This window comes from Shewanella sp. 10N.286.52.B9, assembly GCF_002873635.1.
Lineage (GTDB): Bacteria > Pseudomonadota > Gammaproteobacteria > Enterobacterales > Shewanellaceae > Shewanella.
Genome location: NZ_MCTY01000125.1, coordinates 15,600 through 41,330 on the forward strand (window position 1 = coordinate 15,600; position 25,731 = coordinate 41,330).

General features: G+C 42.7%; 18 protein-coding genes and 1 riboswitch. Of the genes, 6 read left to right on the plus strand and 12 right to left on the minus strand.

The window, feature by feature from the left end:
• The first annotated feature begins 79 nt into the window (after positions 1-79).
• From BCU91_RS07460 to BCU91_RS07470, 3 genes are all read left to right on the plus strand, one after another.
• Positions 80-1,747, plus strand: a complete 1,668-nt coding sequence (locus tag BCU91_RS07460; RefSeq protein WP_102531212.1) for a FapA family protein — start codon at positions 80-82, stop codon at positions 1,745-1,747.
• Between the two features lie 101 nt (positions 1,748-1,848).
• Positions 1,849-2,226: a DUF4144 family protein gene (locus tag BCU91_RS07465; protein WP_102436720.1), complete on the plus strand. Its 378-nt coding sequence runs from the start codon at positions 1,849-1,851 to the stop codon at positions 2,224-2,226.
• Between the two features lie 63 nt (positions 2,227-2,289).
• Positions 2,290-3,420 (plus strand): site-2 protease family protein, encoded by a 1,131-nt coding sequence (locus BCU91_RS07470; protein ID WP_102531213.1) that lies wholly within the window; start codon positions 2,290-2,292, stop codon positions 3,418-3,420.
• 152 nt (positions 3,421-3,572) lie between these two features.
• Here the strand turns inward: BCU91_RS07470 and BCU91_RS07475 are convergent, their stop codons facing one another.
• The 3 genes from BCU91_RS07475 to BCU91_RS07485 form a co-directional block, all read right to left on the minus strand.
• Complete coding sequence (locus tag BCU91_RS07475; RefSeq protein WP_102531214.1) at positions 3,573-4,721, minus strand: succinylglutamate desuccinylase/aspartoacylase family protein; 1,149 nt, start codon at positions 4,719-4,721, stop codon at positions 3,573-3,575.
• Between the two features lie 17 nt (positions 4,722-4,738).
• Positions 4,739-6,088: a lysine-sensitive aspartokinase 3 gene (gene lysC, locus BCU91_RS07480; RefSeq protein ID WP_102436714.1), complete on the minus strand. Its 1,350-nt coding sequence runs from the start codon at positions 6,086-6,088 to the stop codon at positions 4,739-4,741.
• Between the two features lie 248 nt (positions 6,089-6,336).
• Positions 6,337-6,513: riboswitch (Lysine riboswitch) on the minus strand.
• Between the two features lie 400 nt (positions 6,514-6,913).
• A complete protein-coding gene (locus BCU91_RS07485; protein ID WP_102531233.1) occupies positions 6,914-7,351 on the minus strand; it encodes a DUF3293 domain-containing protein in 438 nt (145 codons plus the stop codon).
• Positions 7,352-8,054: 703 nt separating this feature from the next.
• Here BCU91_RS07485 and arcA point away from each other — a divergent pair.
• Entirely contained in the window at positions 8,055-8,771 is a 717-nt protein-coding gene (gene arcA / locus BCU91_RS07490) for a two-component system response regulator ArcA (protein WP_076540527.1), read from the plus strand.
• Positions 8,772-8,965: 194 nt separating this feature from the next.
• On the opposite strand, the gene BCU91_RS07495 is transcribed toward arcA, so the two are convergent.
• The gene (locus BCU91_RS07495; RefSeq protein WP_102531215.1) at positions 8,966-11,242 is read right to left on the minus strand and encodes a S9 family peptidase; all 2,277 of its coding nucleotides are present in this window, start codon (positions 11,240-11,242) and stop codon (positions 8,966-8,968) included.
• A gap of 249 nt (positions 11,243-11,491) precedes the next feature.
• Between BCU91_RS07495 and BCU91_RS07500 the strand changes: the two genes are divergently transcribed.
• Positions 11,492-12,484: a class 1 fructose-bisphosphatase gene (locus BCU91_RS07500; RefSeq protein WP_102436710.1), complete on the plus strand. Its 993-nt coding sequence runs from the start codon at positions 11,492-11,494 to the stop codon at positions 12,482-12,484.
• Between the two features lie 171 nt (positions 12,485-12,655).
• Here BCU91_RS07500 and BCU91_RS07505 read toward each other — a convergent pair whose 3' ends face one another.
• The 7 genes from BCU91_RS07505 to BCU91_RS07535 form a co-directional block, all read right to left on the minus strand.
• Positions 12,656-13,897 (minus strand): dicarboxylate/amino acid:cation symporter, encoded by a 1,242-nt coding sequence (locus BCU91_RS07505; RefSeq protein ID WP_102436708.1) that lies wholly within the window; start codon positions 13,895-13,897, stop codon positions 12,656-12,658.
• 620 nt (positions 13,898-14,517) lie between these two features.
• On the minus strand, positions 14,518-15,738 hold the full coding sequence (locus tag BCU91_RS07510; protein ID WP_102436706.1) for a phosphoenolpyruvate carboxylase: 1,221 nt from the start codon (positions 15,736-15,738) through the stop codon (positions 14,518-14,520).
• Positions 15,735-16,397, minus strand: coding sequence for a hypothetical protein (locus tag BCU91_RS07515; RefSeq protein WP_076540535.1), 663 nt, complete (start codon positions 16,395-16,397; stop codon positions 15,735-15,737). Before BCU91_RS07515 ends, BCU91_RS07510 begins: the two co-directional genes overlap by 4 nt.
• On the minus strand, positions 16,397-20,071 hold the full coding sequence (locus BCU91_RS07520) for an ATP-binding protein (RefSeq protein WP_102531216.1): 3,675 nt from the start codon (positions 20,069-20,071) through the stop codon (positions 16,397-16,399). Before BCU91_RS07520 ends, BCU91_RS07515 begins: the two co-directional genes overlap by 1 nt.
• A 552-nt stretch (positions 20,072-20,623) precedes the next feature.
• Complete coding sequence (ahpF, locus tag BCU91_RS07525) at positions 20,624-22,231, minus strand: alkyl hydroperoxide reductase subunit F (RefSeq protein WP_102436702.1); 1,608 nt, start codon at positions 22,229-22,231, stop codon at positions 20,624-20,626.
• Positions 22,232-22,393: 162 nt separating this feature from the next.
• Positions 22,394-22,963 carry an alkyl hydroperoxide reductase subunit C gene (gene ahpC / locus BCU91_RS07530; RefSeq protein WP_076540540.1) on the minus strand — a complete coding sequence of 190 codons (570 nt, stop codon included), beginning with the start codon at positions 22,961-22,963 and terminating at the stop codon, positions 22,394-22,396.
• Positions 22,964-23,304: 341 nt separating this feature from the next.
• Complete coding sequence (locus tag BCU91_RS07535; protein WP_102436700.1) at positions 23,305-24,048, minus strand: fused MFS/spermidine synthase; 744 nt, start codon at positions 24,046-24,048, stop codon at positions 23,305-23,307.
• 287 nt (positions 24,049-24,335) lie between these two features.
• Between BCU91_RS07535 and BCU91_RS07540 the strand changes: the two genes are divergently transcribed.
• Positions 24,336-24,851 carry a DUF3332 domain-containing protein gene (locus tag BCU91_RS07540; RefSeq protein WP_102436698.1) on the plus strand — a complete coding sequence of 172 codons (516 nt, stop codon included), beginning with the start codon at positions 24,336-24,338 and terminating at the stop codon, positions 24,849-24,851.
• Between the two features lie 86 nt (positions 24,852-24,937).
• On the opposite strand, the gene BCU91_RS07545 is transcribed toward BCU91_RS07540, so the two are convergent.
• Positions 24,938-25,675 carry a dienelactone hydrolase family protein gene (locus BCU91_RS07545; protein ID WP_102436696.1) on the minus strand — a complete coding sequence of 246 codons (738 nt, stop codon included), beginning with the start codon at positions 25,673-25,675 and terminating at the stop codon, positions 24,938-24,940.
• Positions 25,676-25,731 lie beyond the last annotated feature (56 nt).

Below are 25,731 nucleotides of genomic sequence, written 5' to 3' on the forward strand. Positions count from 1 at the left end.
AACGTCATCTAAGGCGTATCGTTCTACCTATTGGGCAGCCTAATAAGCTCAAATGTAGAACGTAAAAATAAGGGATTTTATGCTAGCATCAGATTTAGCGGTTTTTAATGTTGATCAAACTCAAGTTGAGCTTCGCGTTACGCCTAGCCGTCACGGCCCCATCACTGGAGATGATATAACCCAGTTACTTAATCAGCCTGAATTTGCCATGCTGCGGCCCTTAGAGCAAAACATTGCTAAGGCGACCGCTGAAGTAAATAGTCACTGCAGTGTCGATAGCGGTAAACACGAATTATTTTTTATTATTGCTGAGCGCCTTGATGGTAAAGTCATCATCGAGATCAGCGAAGATAAAATGTCAGCCTCAATGAGCTTGGTGTCTGCCTATGGCGGCCAAGACCCAACACTGCCAACCATTTTAAATGCGCTTAAATTCCATAAGGTTAAAATGGGCTTAAGCAAACCCAACATCCTATCGCTACTACAACAATTAGACACCTTACCGCCAGGTGAGCAATGTCGCTCGCTGATCGCCCACGGTAAACAGCCCCAAAATGGCACCAATGCCAGCCTAGCAAGGCAAGTGCCATTAGCCCGCGAGCGCTTATTGCAACCCCAAGAGCGAGAAGATGGATCGGTGGATATGCGCGATTTGGGCGCCATGATCATGGTAAAACCAAACGATGTATTAATGATTAAAACCCCTGCTACAGATGGTGTTGCAGGTTATAACGTCAATGGTGATGTTTTGCCGCAAATCCCCGGCAAAGACATGATTATGCAGCCAGGTAATGGCACTCAACTGGCCGTCAATGATCCTAACTTATTAATTGCGACAGTTTCAGGTCAGCCAGTTGAAACCCGCCTTGGCATGCAAGTGGATGATGTACTACAAATTAAAGACGTTGATGTCAATTTTGGCCATGTGAACTTTGAAGGCAGCGTGTTAATTAGCGGTGATGTCCATGAAGGCATGCAAGTGAAAAGTAGCGGCGATATTACCGTCATGGGGTTTGTGGACTCAGCAACACTGGATGCCAAAGGCGATATCATTGTCAGTAAAGGCATCATTGGTCGCCAAATTAAAGAGCATCAACTTAGCACCACAATTAATGCCCAAGGACAAATTTGCGCACAATTCGTGCAATACTCAAGCCTTAATGCTGACAATGATATCTTAGTGACCAAGCAATTACTTCATAGTCACGCATGTTCAAACGGTGTCATCACAGTGAGTGATCCTAGCGGCAGACGAGGCGATCTGGTTGGTGGCAAGGCGAGCGCTAGCAAAGGCATTCATGCGGTGGCAATTGGCGCTACAGCAGGCACTAAAACCGCATTATTTTGCGCCATGGATCAAGCTCAAATTCGCGCAGAAGTCAAAACTACCCATGATAAAATCAAACAGCTTGTCATTGCAGGCCTTGATATTGAAGCTAGATTACGCAAGCTGCCACCTAAAAGCGAATGGCAAACCGATGCAGGCATGATAGAGCAAGTAAAAATGATGCTGGATGAAAAGAAACAACTCGCCAGCAATCGTGCGCAGTTAGAAGCGCAGTTCAAGCAATTACAGCAAGATGCCGATGGCTACTATAATAAGCATTTTATTCAGGCCAAAAAGCATATCTTTACCAACGTTAAAATTAATATTGGCCCGTCTAAAAATACAACCCAACGGGAGCACGGCCCTTGCCTCGTCATGAATAAGCAAAATGAAATTAGTTTTGATTATGGCAACCGATAGTTGCACTATGTAACGGGTACATACTTCAAGCGGCAATAGTGTGGCCTTAAATCATTGAGTTTATCAATGGTTACTCAGTGTCACCGCCTACAGGTTTTATCATGCAAAGTATTTGTTGGCCCGCAGTCATCAAGCAGCAAAGCTGTGACGAGCTTATTTATCTAGCTAGTGATAGAGACTGGCTAGAGTTTTGCTGCTTAACTCCTCATATTGCAGGTACCTGCGATAAGTTACTCGACAGTGAAGGCAATACTTTCGATATTTCCATCAACTCAGCAACAGATACCAGCCAACCTATAACCGTAGCCGCATTGCCTCAATTAGCATTAAGCACTCAGGCTATCGACTTAATGACTTTCATTCATTATGTACGCCAACATGCCCAGCTAAATGGTCATTGCTGCAGCGCAAAGCTTATTTTCAGTACTATTAGACAAGGAATTGAAACGGTTGAATTTCTTGAGTCTGAATTTTCTTGAGTCAGCATCGCTACTCAGGCAAAATGCTGTTCCACATTTTATCCCGTAATACGAGTATCAAGCATGGAACTGTTAAACATAGAATGCCTAGGAAAACGCCTACGATTAGAGGGCTCCATGGCTGGCTGGCAACAGCTCTATTGGGATAATCAACTGGTTTCGCAAAAGTCGGCTTCTGCTGATAATCAAAGCTTTACTATCCACGAATTTGAGTTGTCTAGACCGAGTTCACTAGCAGAACCCAGTCATGATGATGTCATCACCCAAACCAACCGCCAAGTCATGAAAGTGCGCTTAGAGTCTGATTTGCAGTGGCAACCATTTATCATCAACTATACGGTTTTGGTGGACAATAACACCATTGCCGATGGCCAGCGTAACAGCAAGGACATAGAACGACAAACCCCTGAAGTGGCCCCAGTTAAACAACAAAAATTCAGTTTTGTTGGCTTAACCTCTCTAGGTTTTAAGTTACTTAAAAGCGCCAAAGTGATTAAAGCCATGCTCGCTGCAGCCAGTGTGGCGGCCTACTCTTGGCTATTTTCAATTGAGTTTGCTTTAGCCTTGATTGCCTGTTTGGTTATCCATGAATATGGTCATATCAAAGCAATGAAACACTTTGGCATGAAAACCAAAGGGATTTATTTGATCCCATTTATGGGCGGCCTTGCTGTTAGTGACGAGCGTATTAATACCCGTTGGCAGAACGTGGTGATCTCTATTATGGGGCCGACTTTTGGCCTGTTTATGTCCATCGGCTGTATGCTGGCTTATTGGCTGACGGGTAATATCTTTTTTGTCGGACTGGCCAGCTTTAACGCCCTATTAAACCTCTTTAATTTATTGCCGATACTGCCTTTAGATGGTGGTCATATTTTAAAAAGTATCACCTTTTCGATGAATAGCATGGTGGGTCTAATCGCCTGTATCGCAGGCGCAGCCGCTGGGGTATTCATTAGCTACAGCCTTGGACTGGCATTACTGGGCTTCTTATTATTAATTGGCAGTCTTGAGATTGTATTTGAATGGAAAAGCCGTCATCAAAGTCATTTATTGCCCCTTGACCGTTATGGGCAAATCTTCTCGACCTTGTGGTACTTCATTACGGTTGGCTTACTGATTGCTATTATTTGGTATTTTGCTGCATCTGGCGATGAAATGCTGTCGATGCCATTAGAAATATTAAGAAGCTAGTCAAATAAATAGCAGTGCTTAACATCAACTAAGCTAGCAAGAACTAAGCCTGAGAGAACTAAGCCTGAGAGAACTAAGTCCGTAAAAACTAAGCCCGTAAGAACTAGCTACGGGCTTAACTTGCTGAAAAAAAATTAACTTATCTATTTAGCTTATGGAATTTCAAATACCTTAGTCATGACTTTATACAGCTCAGTGCCTTGATGGACTGAAGCTGAAGCAAAATGCAGCACTGGCACGCAATCTATCGGCAAACTCACCGAAGTGACGGCATTATCACTGCCGTACTGATCTAACCTTAATAAGGTCACTAAAGGCTCGCCAGCAGCTAACGGCTCACCAACCGCTGCGCAGTATTCCACTAAACCCGCTTTAGGGGCATGAAACTTTTTATAATCCTTTAAGTAACAGCCCCAGCGTTTCATGCTGGCAGGAGCAACATGCTCTTTGATCACTCCCCGATGGCTCAAATAGGCCAAAATACCTAGGGCATCATTTTTAGCATCTGCCATATCAATACGTTCTTGGCTTGCTAGCTCTAAGGTAAAAGCCGCCACAGGCACATCGAATACGCGCCCTTTTAACGCTGCATATTCAGTTAATTGCCACCATGGACAAAAAACCGCTTCATCCATGGCGCCGCCAAATTCATTGGGGATAATTAACGATAAGGGGATCGAGAAAAACGCGGCTGCGGCTGCATCATACTCAGGGCAATAAAGGTGCTTTGCAGATTTAGGCCCGGTATGTAAATCAAGCACGATATCAGCGCCATGGGCCATATGTTGTAATGTCACAGCTAAGCGATGCCCGGTACTAATACCCCAAAGGTTGGCTAAACGTTGCTGGCAATTATTGACTAAGGTTTGCCTAAAAGCACTAAACAAGTCCTTGTCGGCAAAGTGTTGATGCTCAGTGAACCAGCTCGCAATATCAAGTGACTGATCATAATACTCTCGGTTCCAATTCACCCCAGTGATAGGATCAAATCGCCCTAAGGTAAACTCGCCACTTTTTTGATTAATGCCTAAAGGGTTGGCTAATGGCACGCAGTGAATATCGCCTAATACAGTGTAGTCTTGCAGTAAAGTCATCAGCTGATGTATCACCGCATTACCCTGCACTTCAGCCCCATGAACATTGGCCTGAATATAAACACTGGGCGCGGCGTCATCTGAGCCTTTAAAGCTAAACAGTGGCGCCGTTAACGCTTGGCCTGTGGCAAGCTCTCCCACTTCAACCCGAGACATGGTGGCTGAATAATCGTTAGCCTGTTCTGTAATTGAATTCACTGATGTCATACCTGCCACGTTAGCAATTATTCAAATAAGTTTTGGTGCAGAGAGTTAACCACATCTGCGGCTTCAGATTCAGCGACGAGAACACATAAGTTATGTGGGCTAGCCCCTTGGCAAATCATGCGCACATTATGCTGTTCAAGTACCCCAAAAACTCGGCTGCAAATACCTGCTGTTGACGCTATTTGATTACCAATAATCGCCACTAAAGCTAATTTATCTTCCACTCTTACACGGCAATTTTGTGATAGTTCTTGCAGTAATGACTCGCTTAATAACCCCTGCCCGCTGGAGTCAGAACCGGTTTTATCAAGCGTTAGTGACACATTAACTTCTGAGGTGGTAATCAAATCAACTGAAATTTTATGCTTAGCAAGCGTGGCAAAGGTGTGCGCTAAAAAGCCCTGAGCATGGAGCATTTGTAAGCTATGCAGGTTTAATAAAGTTTGATCGCGTCTTAGAGCCACAGCTCGATAAACCGGGGCATCTTCTACTTGATGACGGATCCAAGTTCCACCTTGTTCAGGTGCTTTACTGGAACCAACAAACACCTGAATTTGTTGACGCACGGCCGGTAAAATCGTCGCAGGGTGTAATACTTTAGCGCCAAAGGTAGCCATCTCAGCCGCTTCATTAAAGCTAATTTCAGCGATAGGTCTCGCATTAGGCGCTAAACGTGGGTCAGTGGTATAAATTCCGGCCACATCAGTCCAAATCTCTACCGCATCTGCTTTTAAGGCTTCAGCTAATAACGCAGCTGAATAATCACTGCCGCCACGGCCTAAGGTGGTGGTGTTGCCTGCTTCATCAGCGCCAATAAAACCTTGAGTCACGATCACTTGCTGAGCCAATAACGGCTGTAAATGCTCCGCGCCTAGGAGCGCAATTTGCTCAATTTGCGGCTCTGCTTTACCAAAATGGCTATCGGTTCTTAATACTTGGCGCACATCAAATGAACTTGATGGCGTGCCTTTTTGGCGAATAACCGCAGAGAACAATAATGATGAACATTGCTCACCCATGGATAACAGCTCATCAATGATGGCTTTGCTTCTATCGAGCACTAACTTATCACTAAGCACTGCCATTCTGCTTAATAGCTTATCAATCGTAGCAGCTACATCTTGTGGACGCGCCAGCTTATCAACAATGTCATATTGAATTTTAGCAATTTGAGTGACTAAACTTAAGCGGCGTTGGTCGTTCACATTGGCTTGAGTTAACTCAACCAGTAAATTAGTGACACCGCTAGAAGCACTAACAACAACGACGCGGGTATTGGCATTGGCTAAAATAATGTCCGCACAGCGGTTCATGGCGTCAAAATCAGCAACTGAGGTGCCACCGAACTTAGCAACAACTAAACTCATGCTGATACCTCCACGACATTCGCAGACGAACTTTTACTAGACAAAGTTTTAGTAGACAAAGTTTTAGCAGACAAACTTTGACTAAACATACTTTCAGTAGACATGGACTGAGTAGACATAAACTGCGTACACAGTATTGGAACAACTTGAAATTTAATACGTAAAAACATGATTACACTCCGAACTTACTTCGTTCGAAGAGCCTGGTGCAGTGATAACGCACCCTTAAAGAAGGGAAACAGCAATCTTTCACCAGAAGCTCTCCACCAAATAATAGGTGACAATCGCTAGGATTCAACCTAAACGACCGATACCGAATGCCAACCAAACATACCAGTACCTCGGCGCTAATCTCCCTCATAAGCTGTCATAGGAATTGGTTTTCCTCGAACTTACTACCTAGCTAACGCTCCTCTTCTGTTTCTTCCCACAGGAAGAGCATGAAAATACCAATAAATAACAACTCAAGTCAATTGGGATATGCCATAAAATCGTCAAATAACACAATACGTAAATAGAGACACTGAGCTAAATATAATGCCATTTAAGGTATTATTTAAATTTCACATAAAAAAACGATATAAAACAACAGTAATATAAAACTAAAAATCATTTTACCTAATATAGAGCCGATGTAATACTAGGCGGTCTACCAACCAAACTACGCAATTAATCAGCACTTGTTAACTATAAGGCTTCAAAAGTATAAAAATAAGCATATATCTTAGAACTGCACAAAAAAATCAATAAAAAAAAGCACTTACTTAAGTGCCTGATAAAAAATATTTACTTACTGATACATATGTCGTGAAAGTGCTCTTGATGTTACTCATCATGCAAATCAGGTAATTCACTAACCAAAACCGTCCGTTGACCAAACTCGCCAATTAACACTTCCTTGTCAGGTGCTTCACCACAGGCAAGTAATGACAACACCCCATTATCAACATAGTAAATAGCGAGCTGTTTAAACTCTCGGCCTAACGCTAACGCTTGGTCTTTTTCTATAAAGACTGCCCAACTTTTTTCCATATGAGATAAGTCTGGCGCCGCGCCAATTAAGCAACGATAGGGGCTATTAAATTGCTGAATTTTCCGTTGAAGTCGCCTATCTAACAAACGGTTTTGACACGGATTCAATTGGCTGCCTAAGGGATTATGGGCGGTGACAATGGCGAAGGGGACAGCGTAAGAAAGGCGCTGAGTAAGTAGAAATTGGGTCCCTTGATACTTAAACCAAAGGTTATCTATTGAATTATTCATCATTTATTTTTCTCAATTAAGACCAATTCAGTGTAGCAAACCAAGACTTGGACCAACACCCTGTGTGATGTAAGTCACAAGAACAATAATTATATTTGACTTAAAAATCATAAGCTTACACCAAAAAGCATTTTTGTAACAAATCTTCCCCGTAAATTTGTTAACATTTCATTTGTTAACAAATGCCTAAAACGAGTACAATATCTCACACTAGCTAGATTTTGCTACATAACGCTAAGTTGTGACACAAGCGACTACATTTACTGAAATTAAATCTTGGTAAAGTGTTCAAGCTTTTAAAATGTGTTCTACATTTTAAAAGACTGAATATAAATGTAGGACAAAATTAGGTTGCGAAGGAACTTTAATCAGCAATTTAATCTCTTAGTTTATATGAATCATCGGTTTTACAGATATTTTGACAGGTTGTGAGCTTACTCAAGCTCAGCATACGATCTGAATATTGATTTTTTATGATCAAAATTTACGTCACGTATAACTCTTTTATAGAAGTGCGATAAATATTAGTGCCTTAAACTGGTTTATATAATGTAGTTAGTCATGAAGCGTGTTTTGTTCAGGGCAGACATAGATAAACACCTATCGTGAATTTATAAATTATCGGCGTTTTCTTAGCTATATAACGCCACAGCCCTAGTGCAACATGACTAGAATCGAATTGTTTTTAATTTAGGTAAATGACATGCAAAACCCACACATTCTTATTGTTGAAGATGAAGCTGTAACCCGTAATACTCTACGTAGTATTTTTGAAGCCGAAGGGTATGTAGTAACTGAAGCAAACGATGGCGCAGAAATGCATAAAGCCATGCAGGATAATAAGATTAATCTTGTTGTTATGGATATCAACCTTCCTGGTAAAAACGGTTTATTATTAGCCCGTGAACTTCGTGAAATTAATAACATTGGCCTTATTTTCCTTACTGGCCGTGATAACGAAGTTGATAAGATCCTTGGTTTAGAAATTGGCGCTGATGACTACATCACTAAGCCATTTAACCCACGTGAATTAACTATCCGTGCTCGTAACCTATTAACTCGTGTAAACAGCGCTGGCGCTGAAACCGAAGAAAAAGGTTCAGTTGAGTTTTACCGTTTCAACGGTTGGAGCTTAGAAATCAACAGCCGTTCTTTAGTTAGCCCACAAGGTGAGTCTTACAAATTACCTCGCAGTGAATTCCGTGCGATGCTTCACTTTGTAGAAAACCCAGGCAAAATCTTAACTCGTGCAGACTTGTTAATGAAAATGACTGGCCGTGAGCTTAAGCCACATGACCGTACTGTTGACGTGACTATCCGTCGTATCCGTAAGCACTTCGAAAGCTTACCAGACACGCCAGAAATCATCGCAACTATCCACGGTGAAGGTTACCGTTTTTGTGGTAACTTAGAAGATTAATTTCGTCTGCAATTAATGTGCTTATTTGATTAAGCTCATTGGGTAGCAAATGAAAATAAAAGCCAAGTCAGTGACTTGGCTTTTTTATGGGCTATTAAAAATGAACTATCACTCATGGACGATAACAAGTGATCTATAACTAATGGGCTATTATTGCTAACCCATTACCTATTACCCATTTGCTATAAACAGCGCTACTTAAGCTCGCGTTCTAAAAAGGCAGCTAAGGATTTATACAAATGATTCCTCACCTTTTCACCGCGCATAGAATGCTTTGAGCCAGGGTAGTCTATCATTTGAAATAACTTACCTTCATCTTGCAGCGCTTTATATACGCGGGTGCTATTTTCAAACAACACATTATCGTCAGCCATACCGTGATACATCAGCAAACCAGACTGATAATTTTCCACATAAGGGGTAATGCTGCTGGCATCGTAACCTTGTTTATTCTTAGCAGGGTGACCCATATAGCGCTCGGTATAATGGGTGTCATACAAACGCCAATCGGTCACGGGCGCACCTGAAATTGCCGCTTTGAAATAATCAGGGGCTTTAAACTGGCTCATTAACGCCATATAGCCGCCATAACTATGACCATAAATAGCGATATTATCGCCATCAATAAATGGCAGACTTCTTAAGTAATCTACGCCCACTTTTTGATCGTTAACTTCTGCATCACCCATATTCTGGTAAATAACGTATTCAAACTTAGTACCACGATGGGCTGAGCCGCGGTTGTCTAATTGAAATACAGCAAAGCCTTGTTGTAATAGATATTGGGTAAAGTAATCCGCTTCACTCCAGCTATTAACCACTAATTGCGCATGTGGCCCACCGTATACTCGAACAACTACTGGGTATTTTTTGCTGGCATCAAAATCAGTGGGTTTAAATAATCGGTACTGCAGATTTTGGCCATCTTCAGCCTTTAATTGGCCAAAATCTGGTATTTGCCATAAACCCGCAACGTCATACAAAGGATGGGTTTGGTTAATTTCATTTTGTTCTACCCACATTAAATGCTCGCCAGTGTCATTGTGCAAACTCACCTGTGGCGGCTGAATTAAACTATTGAAGTAATCTAAATAAATTGGTTTTTTATCAGCAAAGACTGCTGAGTGCATCCCGGCTTTAGTTGATAGTTTTTCAATCTTGTCACTGGTTAATGACACTCTATATAAATGGCGTTCAACAACTGTGTCTTTTCGGCCTGAAAAATACACCCAGCCCGCCTGCTCATCCACAAACTCAAGATCATCAACCGCCCACAGCCCTGTGGTTAATTGCTTTATTTGTTTACCCGACAGGTCAAATAAATAAAGGTGCTTAAAACCATCACGCTCTGAGGCCCAAATAAACGCTTGTTGTTGCTTTAAGAAATGTAAGTCATCGTTAAGGTTTACCCATGCTTGGCTGCGCTCTTTGACAACCGTGTTAGCTTTAACGTCTGAACCAGGTTTTGAACCAAGGTTAATGATGCGTAAGTCCAATGCCTGCTGATCGCGGCTTTGCCATTGAAATGATAACTGCTTGCTATCTGGCAGCCATTTTACTCGCGGTAAATACATATCCTTCTCTTTACCTAAATCAATCCACTGCACTGCTTTACTCGCCAGCTCAATCACGCCAAGTTCAATCTCAACATTGGCTTTACCCGCATAAGGATAACGCTGCTCAGTCAGTTTTATACCGTCAGCATAAATCTCATTACGGGTGACTAATTCAACACCTGACTCATCAATACGAGTAAAGGCGATAGCTGATTCATCTGGCGACCACCAGTAACCTGTCATTCGGCCCATTTCTTCTTGGGCGACAAACTCTGCCATGCCGTTTTTAATCGGCCCTTTACCATCAAACGTCAGCTGAGTTAGCTTTTCTGTTGCCAGCTCCAGTACAAAAATATTTTGCTCGCGCACAAATGACACATAACGGCCTTTAGGGGACAAACGCGCATCAGTGACAAAGCCTTCACCGGTATTTAATGCCTGCGCCTTTTGATCCGCCAAGGTATAAAAATACAGCTTGCCTGCAGCTGGAATTAATAACGCTTGGCCATCATCAGCCCAAAAGTACTCCATGATCCCTTGACCATAAATACGTTGACGTTCGCGGCGGGCTTTTTCTTCATCAGATAATTCGCCCCCAGCCAGCTTATCGGCATTAAGCAACATACTGCGCTTTGCAGTGCTGATATCCATTTGCCATAAATCATAAAAATGCTGGTTATCTTCACGGCTAGCAAGATACGTCACTCGGCTACCATCGGGAGACAGTTTTAATCCCCGAGGGCTAGCGCCGGTCAAGGCTGGTGATGCATGAATTCTTTCTATGGTCAGTGGAGTGGTATTGCCGGATATTTTCATGGTAGAGGCCATTGCATGATCTGAAATAAGAGCGCCAGTAAACACTAGCGGAATTGCCGACAGCATCAACGCCGCGGTCGATTTCCATTTTTTAGTCATTATCAATCCTTGGGAAGCCATAAATTTATATTTATCGTTATTATTATTTTCGCTGCCAATATTAATTTAACCAAAAATCAACTGAAAGCATTATTTACCAGCGAGTTTATAACAAATCTACTGCAAGTCATATATTGCTCATCTTTTTCACGCTGTAATATGGACAAATCTGAGGTATTATCCTTGATAATAAAATAAAACATTAACCACTGGTTACCGACCTTAACCTCTACTGTCTTAGGAACAAGCATGCAAACTTTGACACAAACCCTGACCAACCAAGCAGTATCAGCTTCGCTTTCACAATTAGTACTTAGCCTTGCCGATTGCTCAAAAGCAATAAGTAAAGCAGTGCAACATGGTGCATTAGCTGGTGTTTTGGGCGCTACTGAACAAGAAAATGTTCAAGGCGAAACCCAAAAGAAACTCGACGTGATTACCAATGACATGCTCAAAGATGCACTTAAAGCTGAAGGCAATGTTCGCGGTCTTGCATCTGAAGAAGAAGATTATGTTGTTGAAGTCAATCAAGACGGCGAATACTTAGTTTGTTTTGATCCTCTAGACGGTTCATCAAATATCGATATCAACTCACTGGTAGGGACGATTTTCTCAGTGCTACCTGCTGGCGAAGGCGAGTTTAACGAGCAAAGCTTTTTACAAAGTGGCCGCAAACAAGTTGCCGCAGGTTATGTGCTTTACGGCCCATCAACCATGATGGCGCTCACCACAGGTCAAGGTACTCAACTTTATACCTTAGATCCTGACACTAACGAGTTCCTGCTCACCACAGCAGAAGTGAGTATCAGTAAAGATACCGCTGAATTTGCGATCAATATGTCCAATCAGCGCTTTTGGGAAGCACCAATGCAAACTTACATTGCTGACTTAGTATTAGGCACTATTGGGCCCCGTGAAAAGTCATTCAATATGCGCTGGATTGCTGCAATGGTGGGTGATGTTCACCGCGTATTATGTCGTGGCGGTATCTTTGCTTACCCAACCGATAATAAGAACCCTGAAAAGCCGTACAAGCTGCGTTTAATGTATGAAGCCAACCCTATGGCTTTATTGGTTGAACAAGCCGGTGGTAAAGCATCTACAGGCTATGGTGATATCCTAGATATCGAACCAACAGCTATCCATCAACGTGTTGCTGTTATTCTTGGTAGCGCCAACGAAGTGGATACTTGCTTAAGCTACCATGATGTTGATTACAGCCAAGAGCCGACAATTGATTAATTGCGCTTTTAGCTACTATAAAAAAACCGCCTGCTGGCGGTTTTTTTGATCTTGCTAGCTATTAGTGATTAGTAATGATTGAGCTAATAGATAACTAAGTTTTAAAAACAACATGGCCTGCAATTGCAGGCTATGTAATGTTAGCGCTTTAGCTACGATTAAATAGCGAGCTTATGCCTCAGCATTAAGCTGATGTGGTTTTTCCGTTTGATCCACTATAGTTAATACCGCAGTATCACCCACTACGTTACAAGATGTCAGTACCATATCAATAATACGATCAAGTGCTGCCACAATGGCAAAGGCTTCGACTGGTAAACCTAATTGGTAGATAAGCACACCAATCATCACCATGCCGCCGCCGGGTACGCCACCAGCGCCCACTGACAATAAAAACACACTAAATAACAATGCTGGAATTTGCTCTGCTGTAATTGGCATACCAAAAGCATTGGCCACAAAGAAAATCGCGATAGTAATGTAAATTGACACTCCGCCCATGTTCATCGTTGCCCCGAGTGGCACCCCGAATCCAGCGACAGCGCGGCTAACAGCTAACTTATCGGTTAAGGTACGCATGGTCACAGGGATGGTCGCATTTGAACTGGCGGTAGAAAGCGAGAATAAAATCTGCTCTTTGGTTTTTTCACGAAAGCTCGAGGCTGATACCGGGGTGAAAATCGACACTGCTGTAGGGTAAACCACAAAAATCCATAACAACAGCAATGCTAAGATGATAACCAGGTATTCAACCACGCTGACAAAAATAGCCGGCTCAAGGGTTGCCGCTAATTTAAACATCAAGGCAAACACACCAATTGGCGCAAGGCTCATTACCACAGTGATTAAGCGCATCATGATTTTATTGGCTGTTTGAAAACCTTGCACTGCGCCGCTAACGCTCTCACCCATTGATTTAATCACGCCGCCTAACAGCAAGGCCATGAAAATAACTTGCAGCATATTACCTGAAGTAAATGCGGCAAATGGGTTATTAGGCACTATGCTAACAATCAGCTGCATTAAGTTAGGTAACTCAGTTGCAGTAATGCTCACGCCGCCATCGCTAGACATATCAACGCCTTTACCTGGCTCCAGTAACATGGCGACTAAAAATGCCGCTGTGATAGCCACCAAGGTATTAATAATATAAAAGCTAAAGGTTTTACCGCCCAAACGGCCAAAGCTCTTTAAATCTTGCAGTTCACACACGCCGCAAACAATACTGACAAATACCAGTGGCACCACTAGCATCATAATCATATTAACGAACATGGTACCAATACCGCTGGCAGCATTGACTAAGGTGCCTGAGAAGAAGCTGACATCATTGAGGGCAAATTGGACAATACTGCCCAATATTAGTCCAAAGAATAATCCGATAAAAATGCGGCTTGATAATGATTTGGTCATATCGCGAACGTTCCTAATAAAAGTCAAATTAACGCTGATTTCGCTGTTGTAACGACTTACACAGGCTCAATACTGAGGTTAATTCGACTGAAAATTTGTTTTAATTATTTTTAACGACAAGGATACTGGGACAAGAAGCAATTTAATTCAATGCTATCGATCAATTAGTTTGAGCGGCCACTGAGCAGCAGCATTTACAACTACCACCAAACTGTTGAATTAAAACAACTTAAACTAAAACAGTTGAATTATAAATATTTTTAGCAGGATTCAAGACTAAAAAACACAACACTAACAGTATTATACACTACCGCAAGAGTACTAATGAGTTGAGAACACTACAACTCTGACGACAATTTAAGCTAATAACTAGCGTTTTATAAAAGCGCAACATTTGCTTCTATTTATCCCATGCTGGCAGCATTAACCAGTGCCCAACAAAGACAACATTAATGCAAACAAGACGCTTAATTACCACAACATTACAGCTTATTCTATTATCGGTTAATGCAGCTTTGAAGCTCGGGCTGTAGCGCTAATGAAATGACATAAAAAAGCTGCTTGGTTGGCACCAAACAGCTTTTTTGTAAATCAGTTCTGGGATGATTCACTTATCAAGTTTAAGCCAGCCATAACTCCACATCATGGATCATAAAGTTACCGTTATAAACAGGATCAGGATGGCCTATGGGCTCAAGTTCAAAATAAGCTTTGTGCTCATCGGGCAAACCTTCGTAGCCGCCAATCACTTGATAAAGCCAATTCTCAGATGCCCAGTGCAACTTATGCTCTTCTAAGTATTCCAGTGCTGATTGACGAACTCCTGAATCAATCACGGCGCAGAAGTATTCATCTACCGCTAGCTTTAGTGGATTATCAGGAATATCAAAATCCTCCACCGCAGTCATGGTCATGGACACATCGTGCTCACGCACTTTTGCCGGCAATAAGTCGCGGCTAATGGTTTTAATTCTCGCCACCGTATCGAGCAAGATAAGCTCATGGCTGGCGTTATTAACGTCGACACTGGCAGGCTTAATGATGGCTTCAGCGCAGTTAAACAATTTCGGCACAAACTTATGCGCCACATGATCATCAGGTTGATAATCAGGATGCAAATCTGTGTGCAGTAAAAAGCCTTTTAATAATCGAGTACGCCCTTGAATTTGACGAAAACGCCCCAGTAGCTCTAGCAAGCGCCCTTGCACTGCACTAATTTCTTGAATGCACTGACTTAAGGTTTCTTGCAGATTGGTCACCAGTAAGCGTCTTAGCTCGCGAATATCACCGGCGGTATCACTAAGCTCACTAAACTGGAACATTTCTAAGCCGTTGAGTAATTCAGACACCTGACTTTGGGCTAATTCATTTTCACGAATTTTGGCACTAATACTACCAACATAACCAAACTCATTATTAATACGGCCCCACAATACCCGAATGGAGTAGCGCAGGCTGTCGGTAAAGCTGTAAACGTGCTCGTTTAAGTCAGCTAAATACGCCTCTGCTGCGCCATAATCAATATTGTGCCTTGCTTCTTTGTAATGATCAGCCAGTGTTTTAATGGTGCTAAACGCCGAGCCGACATTGGCATCAATTTGCCGATTACGCTCATCACTTAAAGCTTCTTCAAGTAACGCCCGTACCGAGCGTTTTAAGCGCAGTTCTTCATCGGGCTCTGGGCGCCATAAAATGCCACTTTTTCTGAGTTTCTCAATCACTGCTGCGTCATGGGTTTGCTCATTCACTGAGCCTGCAAGATAGGCATCCATAACCACATCAGAATGGCGACTCAGCTGTTTTAGTAGCTTAACCCCCGCTTGATGTAAATTATTGCTCATAATAAATCCTTTTGGGTAGCCGTTTCAGCTTGCGCTTCAAGGCTTAACCCTTCAGTTTCATCAATAAAGCGAATCACTTCGTACAAATAATCAAGCTTGCCGGTGGCAATATAAATTTGTTTCTCGCTATTAGGTTTTACCAAATACCCCAACTCCACTAAGCGCTTAAACACCAATTTAATTTGGTTGTCGGCATTGCTACTGGTTGAGCCAAATAAGCGATATTGGCTCAACTTAGCGAGCTGCTCCATAAACGCTGGCGTATCTTCAATACGCGCTTGCAGCTCAGTTAAGCGTATTGGCGCACCTTCACTTAAAGGCGCATCTTGGCCGCTACTTTCTTGTACTAGCACCAACCATTCCACCAGCGGAATAAGCGCCGAGCAAATATCTTTAAACTGGCTAGAAATCACTTTACGTTCTTGCTCGCCAAGTTGCTGGTAGCCGCAAAAGAACACATCACCTTCTGCTGCAGAAGAAATCGTGCGGTTGATTTGATTTAAATACTGCTCCACTTTATCAAAGGTGGCACTGCTTTTCAGGGCGCGCCAGCCATCTTCATTGGTGGTGCGACAAATAAACTCACCACGAAGCAGTTGCTCAATCAGCATGCCAGTGCCAACCAGTGTTGTTTCGGTACTTGCCGTAACCTCAGACATTAAATAGCCTCCTTATTGGCATGTTGACTTAAGCGTGCAGCCAATGGGTTGGCTTTAGGTTTCACCACTTGTAATTTACGGGTTTGCTTATTGATAATGTAGCGATTAGCAAACAAGTTCAGCACTTCAGATTCTGGGTTAGGAAACGCCCCTAATACGCTGATATTGTTATTAACGCAGGCATCAAATATCTTCTTCACGTTGGTGTGGTGCAAGGTGCCCAACTCATCAATAGGCCAATGAATAGTGACATCGGCTTTACCCCGTAATAGGCGAGTAAAGGCCAGTAAGAACTTACATAAAATCAGATAAGCCATACCATGACTTGAAGATTCATTAAGCTGTCTATCGGTGCGAATAATTAAGTCGCTGTTGCCTTCTTTTAAGCGCAGCTCAATTTCCAGCAGTTTAGCAATGCCGCCACTTAACGCCGAGCGACCAATAATATCTAAGGCGCGGCGCATACTTGAGGTGTAATGCTCATCAGGCAGCTCACTAAAGCCATCTGCTTTCCACTGTTTAAAGGCTTTAACAAACACTTCAAGCTCAGGCCAAAACTCAAGTTCGCTAATGCGAGAACGAATCTTAACCGCGGATTCAGATACCCCATCAAGAAACAACTCTTCACCCACTTCGCGAGTAATACGCGCGCTTTGGGAGGCGATACGTCTGTCGATGTCTGCTAATACATCGTAATAAGCGGTTAAGTCGATACCAAAAATACGCCCTTGCTCGCGAATGGCCATCAAGGATTGCGGCACCATCACATTCAATAACTGTTCAAGTTGTGGAACCAACTTGCGATAATCCAGTAGGCGGATACCTTTATCATTGCTAAAGCTTGATTCATCTCGGGCACGTTCCCAAAACTCAGCTAAGCTCGAGCCTGACTTACTGGCAATAACCGAATCAAAATGCTCAACGTATTGTTTTACTGAGCCCAGTAAATAATCACGCTGTAGTAATAATTCTTCACCTTGTCTTAAGCGCTCACCAATGCCACCAGCGGCTTCATCTTTAGTTGGCGGCAATTTAAGCTCAGCCAGTTTTCGCATCACAGCCCGCAGCTTGGTGAGGTTTTCAGAAGCCTCAACTTGCGCAGCATCCGAGGCTTTTTTCAAGCTTTCAAAGTGTTGTTTACGCTGCTTAACGTCAGTGGTTTTATTGGCAAGCTGCTGTTCTAACTCAAGGGCTGCTTGCTTAACTTTGGATAAATCGGTTTGCAATTTCGGCTTGGCAATTAGCCAGGCATTTTGATACCAATGTTCATAACGCAATACATCACTGCGACGCTTTTCCGCATTACTGATTTGGGTTTCAAGATCCCGAATTTGCCCTTTTAATGCCACGATAGCCGCTTCATCAACCCCGCGAGATTTAAGCTCGTTTTTGTACCATGATTCACAGGCTTTTTGCTCTTGCTTAGCATTACTACGGCGAGTGTCGATATTGGCTTTAATTTGCCCTAGCTGATTATCTAGCGCACCGACCACATCTTGCCAATAGGCATTTTTTTCCATGCGGGCTTCAAGGGCTTGCTCTTTTTGCTCACTAAGCCACTCTAGGTGCTTATTGTGCTGCTGCTTGAGCTCGTTTTCTAATTGAATCAGACACTTGCTGGCATGGGCTTTACGCTCGGATAACGCTTGATTGATTTGCTCTTGTGAGCTGCGCTTTTCATCAAATAAACGCCGCACATCTTCACGGCTATTTTTATAAGCAGTGCGAGCAAAAGTCAGCTCTTTATTAAGCGTGTCTAATTGATCGTTAATGGCTACCAGTTGATCTTCGTTTTCCGACTTTAACTCTTCAGCTTGAGCTAAGGCTTCTTCAGCTTTAGCTAAGCGCAGGCGTAAATCTTGCTCTGAGGCAGCATAATCAGGCACATCAATGGCTTTAAGATCTAAGCCAATACCAAATAATACCTCGCCATTACTGTCTGCAACATGGGGATGGAGATCGGTGCGGTGTAATAGTTCAGGGGCAATAACCTTACCAAAGCTTTGCTCCCAACCTGAGGACTCTTTACGCAAAAACTCTAATAGAGTGTGTGATTGTGGAAATAACACCCCTTTGACATCATCAACATCAGCTAAGCGCTCATTCACTCTCACACTGGCGATTCGAAGTGCCTCAGAGACTTGATCGCGTTTGGCGCGCAGTTTTCTTTCTTCTATTGATAAGCGATCGACTTTTTGATTACAGCTTTCTTGTTCTTCATCAGCGCGGCTAATGCGCTCATCAAACACTGCTAAGCTCATTTTCTCTTCTTCGGTGTAGCTGACACCGTCGATTTGATGTTTCAGCTCACCTTGGCTGAGCTTGAGTTTAAATTCTTGTTCAGCAAACTGCGCTTTACCGGCATCGGTTTTTTCACGCCATAAGCTGTCGAGTTGAGTTAAATCATCGTTAGCAGATTCACGCTGGGCATCACGGGTTTCACGAATGCTATCTTGCTCTTGATGCAGTGACTCAAGCTCTCGGTGTAACTGCTCAGCAATTTTACTACGGCGGGTACTGTAAGCCGCTTCAATGTCTTGGTGCTTTTCAGTTTGTAACTTATGACGCTCTGATAAGTTTTCTAAATCACTGCGCCAATTATCTAAACTGTCTAAGTCGGCTTTAGCTTGTTCAATATTGGCATTTAAAAAGCCTTCATATTGATCTTCAATGCCATCAAGCTCAGCTTCATATTTGCGGATATCACCTTGGGCGAATGACAATTCTTGGCTGATCTCATCGCGGGCTTCTTTCCATTCTTCGTCCAGAAGGCGCAGTTGTAAACTGGTCTCTTTAGACTGATTTTCACTGCGCTCTTGGCGCTGTGCTTCAAAGGTTTCATCGGCGCGATAGCCTTTAGCTAAACTGCCTAGTCGAAGCTCGGCGCTCAGTAACTGATTAAACTCTTGTTCTAGCTTTTCAAATTCAGGGCGAATTTGCTCAAAGCCTTGGACTAACTGACTTTCACGGATCCAGCTTTCTACTCGCTGTGGATTTAAGCGTGAGGTTGGCGGGTTAACACCATCCTCTTCTAAAATAGCGGCCACCATTGACTTAACGGTTTCCATTTTGCCTTCTTTAGAATGCACCGCTTTGGCCAGTTTTTCGATATGACGTAGCGAGTATTCGCTATCACACAATGAGAACTGATGGGCGTAATTACGTAGCTCGCTTTTATTGCCGCCGGTGGACAATAAACTGCGATCATGTTGAATAATCGCGCGGTATTCTCGGGTATTCAGCAAGTTAGTATGCGGCACCGACTGGCGCTTCATTTCACGGCCTAACTCCGCCATGGTATGACAAATGATGGTATCGCCATTACGGTTTTTAACGTAATCATCAAGCTCGAAACCTTTGGCAATAAAGCGGTAATTCACCCCTTTACCGTCACCGGCGGATGCCATTAGCGCTTGATAAAGCTGGCCGTCACTCTTTTGATATTCATAGATGATGTAACTTGAATCATGGGGAAGATACCAACGCTCAAAACTATCACGGGTTGAAGGCACGACTCGGCTAGGGTACTCACCATAAAACACTGGGACTAATCGCTGCAGTGTGGTTTTACCTGAAGCATTGGTACCACAAATGTTGGTGTGTCCATCTAGCTGCAGTTCCACCACACCAGGAAGGTGAGTATTAATTAACACTATTCTGATCAAGCTTGGCATTGGCATCCTTTTGCGTACTTTCCGCAACGGCTAAAAACAAGATTTTAGGGAATTTATTTTAATGAGCTATAAGTTAAATCAAAGCGCTGAATGAAGCAATTTAGCTGATAACAAAGCGTGAAATAATAACCGATAAAGGCTGCTTTACTCGCCTAACAAAGCAGCAAACGGCCAGTATATTGTTTTTACCAGCATGAAGTTGTGGGATATCACTTAGGTTTTATGCGAGGCTAAGGCGGATAAGCTGATTCAGAGATAAAAAAACCACCTTTGCGATGGCGTTAAAAATGAATATAACCAAATAAAATTTCACTATTAGTCAGCAGCTCCCCCCCCTTTTCACTGATTCAGGAGCCCCTTTAATAACCATTCCAGTGCGTTATTTTTAACAGCGCTAAACACAAAAAAAGCCAGCTTATTTAAATAAGCTGGCTTTTTGTCAAAATTCAATAATGCGTTAAGCACTTTATAAACGCTTTTCTATCAGCGCTTTTCGATTAAGAGCACGAACAAAGTGATTCGTTTTCGTTACAACACTGTCATTGCGACTAATTAAGCCGCTTCTGTCTCAGTTTTTTCAGACTCAAGCTCAACTTGCTCAGCCGCTGACATGTCAGCTTCACTGTGTCTAATCAGATAATCAAAGGCACCGAGTGAGGCAGTCGCGCCGCTACCCATGGCAATAATGATTTGTTTATAGGCTGAGTTAGTGACATCACCTGCGGCAAATACCCCTGGTATGGAAGTTTGGCCTTTGCCATCAACAATAATTTCACCACGATTAGTTAACTCTACAGTGTCTTTTAACCATTCAGTATTTGGCACTAAACCAATTTGAACGAAAATCCCTTCAAGCGCGACATTATGCGATTCGTTAGTACTGCGATCGGTATAAGTGAGCCCGGTAACGCGTTTGCCATCACCTAGCACTTCTGTGGTCATCGCTTCAGTGATGATGGTGATATTACCCATTGAGTTGGCTTTGCGCTGCAAAACTTCATCAGCGCGAAGGCTAGTATCAAACTCAAGTACAGTAACGTGCTCAACGATATTCGCTAAATCGATAGCCGCTTCAATACCAGAATTACCGCCGCCAATCACAGCGACGCGCTTACCTTTAAATAACGGCCCATCACAATGTGGGCAATAGGCTACGCCGCTGCCGCGGTATTCTTGCTCACCAGGGACGTTCATTTCACGCCAGCGCGCGCCGGTTGCTAACAATATGGTCTTACTTGATAAAATCGCGCCGCTTTCAAGTTCGATTTCAAAACGCTCACCAGATTTAAGGGATAGCGCCCGTTGGTTGTCCATGACATCAACATCGTAATCTTTCACGTGAGCTTCAAGATTGGCAACTAATTTTGGCCCTTCGGTTTTTGACACTGAGATAAAGTTTTCAATGCCGACAGTTTCTGCCACTTGACCGCCAAACTTATCAGCCACTATGCCAGTGCGCAGGCCTTTACGCGCCGCGTAAATGGCAGCAGATGCGCCTGCAGGGCCACCACCAACCACTAATACATCAAAGCTTTGTTTATTATTTAGTTGTTCTGCTTGTCGTGCTACAGCATTGACGTCTAACTTATTTAAAATTTCTACTACGCTAATGGCGCCAACAGAAAATGGCTCGCCATTCATATATACCGTCGGTACTGACATGATATTACGGTCATTAATCTCATCTTGGAATAATGCACCATCAATCATCACGTTAGTAATATTGGGGTTAATCGCTGCCATCATATTCAGTGCTTGTACCACTTCAGGACATGTCTGACAGCTTAGTGATACGTAGGTTTCAAACTTAAACTCACCGGGCAGATCTTTAATTTGCCCAATAACCTCATCGGTTAATTTAATTGGGTGGCCACCTGAGTGCAGTAGTGCCAACACTAACGAGGTAAATTCATGGCCCATAGGTAAACCAGCAAAGCTAATGTTGCTACCAAGTTCTGGGTTAATGATACTCATTGATGGGGTTCGGATCCCTTGCTGCTCTTTAAGGCTTACAAGGTTTGATAAGCCAACAATATCATTGGCTAAAGAGCTCAATTCTTTTGCTTTCGGGCTATCGTCTGCTGACACGACAAGTTCAACTGGTCGTTTAAGGTTTTGCAGATAAGTCTTCAGTTGATTTTTAATATTCGCATCTAACATACGTGTGCTCCTAGTATTGAAGTTGAGCCAAAAAAAAGCCTAATTCATAAATGCTAAACCCATTTAGCATTAACAAAGAACCAGGCAGATTGGAGTGTGATGAAACTTAGCTGAACCGTGGATGAGGCGACTCAGCTATTGGAGAGAATTAACGCCAGTGGTTTAGATTTTACCTACTAGGTCAATTGATGGTGCTAATGTGTCTTCACCTGGCTGCCATGCTGCTGGACATACTTCGCCGTCATGTGATGCAACATATTGTGCTGCTTGAATTTTACGAACTAATTCAGCTGCGCTACGGCCAATACCTAGATCATGAATTTCAGCAACTTTGACTTCGCCTTCCGGGTTCATTACGAACGTACCACGAAGTGCTAAACCGTCTTCTTCAATCATCACACCGAAGTTGCGAGTAATTGCGCCAGTTGGGTCACCAATCATTGGGTAGTTAATTTTACCGATAGTGTCTGAACTTGAGTGCCATGCTTTATGAGTGAAGTGGGTATCTGTTGATACTGAGTAAACTTCAACACCCATTTCTTGTAACTTAGCGTAATGGTCTGCCATGTCGCCTAATTCAGTAGGACATACAAAAGTAAAATCAGCTGGATAGAAAAATACTACTGACCATTTGCCCAGTAAATCTTGTTCAGTTACTGAAACAAAGTCACCATTGTGAAAAGCAGTTGCAGAAAATGGCTTGATAGTTGAATTAATAATTGATTGAGTCATGGGTGTGCTCCGTTATATTTAAAGTAAATTCTAATTTAGTGTGTAGCTGTATCTGTTTGATGGAATAGATAATAGCGACAAGTTAGAATTAAATATAACGGGTAAAAACTATCACCCTAATCGATTTTTTAGAAAGTGAACACTAAATAAACCTTGGCAATCGAAATGCTCGATAAGCGAGCATTCGTTGGTGTAAAGGTGAGCAATGGCTATTAATTAAAGCAAAAAATAAACAATTAGCAGGATAGCCAAACTGTTGAGGCAAAGGCTGTCATTAATCGGTTGCTTGTTAGTTAGTTATTAGTACTAGCACCGCAAGTGCCACTATCATTTGCTAACAGCTATTCCCATTGAGTGAAACGTGTCAGTGAACGCCCTACTGGGTAATCAAGCTGTTGCGATAATTGCTGCAACTGCTGTTTGTTATAAGCTGAGCTAAAAGAATGTGGCTGCTTACTGGCGTAAACCACCCAATTTCCCCCTCCTGTTAAAGTGGCATAAACATTGGCAAAGTGCGCTGATAACACTTGCTTTAGCAGCTCACTTTTACTGTGCTCTTTCCAGCAGTTAAGCACTAAAAAACCTTCCGCTTTAAGGCCTTTATGACAAGTGCCAATGAACTCGCTGGTTAATTGCTTTTCATCAACCCCTTGCTCGATATACATATCAGCAAAAATAATATCCACTTTTTTGTGTTCAGCTCTGGCTAAAAATGTGCCGCCATCATCAAGTTCAATTTTAAGCTTTTTGCCAATAGGCAATTGAAAATAGCGTTTAGCAATCTCAATCACATCAGCGCGCAACTCAACTGCAGTCAGCTTAATCCCGGCATCAAAACGTCTAAGTGCATGCACCAGCCCGCCGCCACCAAGGCCAAATATGATGGCACTTTTAGGTTTGCTAAATAGCAGTACCGCTAGCATGGCCTGAACATAGGTATGCTGAGGGATATGGGGCGCCGCTTTCAGTATTTTACTCTGCTCGTCATTGTCACCAAAAGATAACACGCGAAAATCGCCATCATCTAATACATAGATGGGGCCGATATCGTCACTGACATGGTGTAACTGCTGGTACTCTGACATGGAGTTCTCATGGTTTATAGGCAGGATATTCGGCGAAATTATACCGCATAAATAGATCTTTTAAGCAGTTTTTATTGCCCCTAAAACCCCAACATTTAGCTCACCAATCGTTAAAAACAACCAAACAATAGCAACAGTTAGCCAACCTGCACACAGTAAACAAACTAGTTCAACATTTCAGATACTTAGCCATAAATAACCCAACACACTGACGTGACAGCCATCACATACTCCAAGGGAGAAATGCCTATAATCCGCAGCTGATAAAAAAATAAGAGATTGATGAAATGAAAAAGAAGTTTTTAGCAACTGCTGCAATGATCGTAACTTGTAGCCAACTATCTGGCTGTATGGGACAAATGGCCACAAGCCAAATGGTCACTAAGTTAAATTTAGATACTGTCGACAACCGTTATGGTCGTGCGGGTTTATTCGCATTATTGTCGCCAGTTTATGGTTTAGCAGCTACAGCTGATCTTTTTGTATTTAACAGCATTGAGTTCTGGACCGGGACTAACCCATTAACAGATAAAGAAGCGGTAGTTGATTTACCAACTGATGCTATTTTTAAAATGAATAAGCACGTTAGCGACGACTTTAAAACGGCGCCAGTTAAACTATCAAGTGCACAAATTAGTCAACAGGATGAGCGCACTCTGGTGATGACCTTGGCTTATGAAGATGGCTCTAAGCAAGAGTTGATTGGCAGTAAAGGCGAAGAGCATATCGATTTTTATCTTGATGACATGCTAGTGGCTCAAGTAAGCCTTGCTGAATTAGCGCAATATCAACAAGCGGCTTAAGCCATAATTCATTTGCGATTATGTCGTGAATTAATAAGCCCTGAGTACCACTCAGGGCTTATTTTTTTACTGATCCTAACAAGGTTTTACTTTAAGGTGCGCTGAAAAAAGCTCACCGCTTGCAAATACATTTGCAGTGCTAATGCCGCATCATAACGCTCGCCTTCATCACGCATAAAGGCATGCTGAGCATTCACCTCTAACCAGCTAAAGTTGGTATCAAGCTGCTCTAACTTTTGATAAATGGCTTTTCGGCCTGCTTTAGATACATGAGGATCTTGCTTGCCAAAGACTAATACCAGCTCACCATTAATATCACCACAGCGAGTTAATGAATCGTTCTCTGGCTCACAGGGCAAGGTATTTGAATGGATATCTGTGGGATATAAGCAAAAAGCACCGCTGATATCGGGGTTTAACGCTGCACGAAAAGCCAAATGGCCACCTATGCACACGCCCATCGCGCCCACTTTACAGCTGCAATATGCTTGGCTACGGGCAAAGTCGATAATCGCCTGAGTATCGCTATCATGTTGCTCTAAGGGCTTAGCAAATTTATCAGCATTGCCCTTATCTTTACCCACATCGTCATACTCAAGCACAGTGCCTAGCGGATTCAGTTCATGAAACACTTCTGGCACTAACACCACAAAACCATGTCCGGCTAAGATGGCTGCACTTCTGGCAATAGGCGCAGTTTGTTGAAAAATCTCAGAGTAGAATATGATACTGGCAAATTGCCCAGGGGCATCTGGGCGATATACATAAGTCCGCATATCACCTGTTGGGGTTTCAATATCGTGGACTTCTTTGGTAATGATCATATTGCTGATTCCTTGTTAAGTAACCTAAGCTTGGGTTAAGTCGATTTTTCTCAATC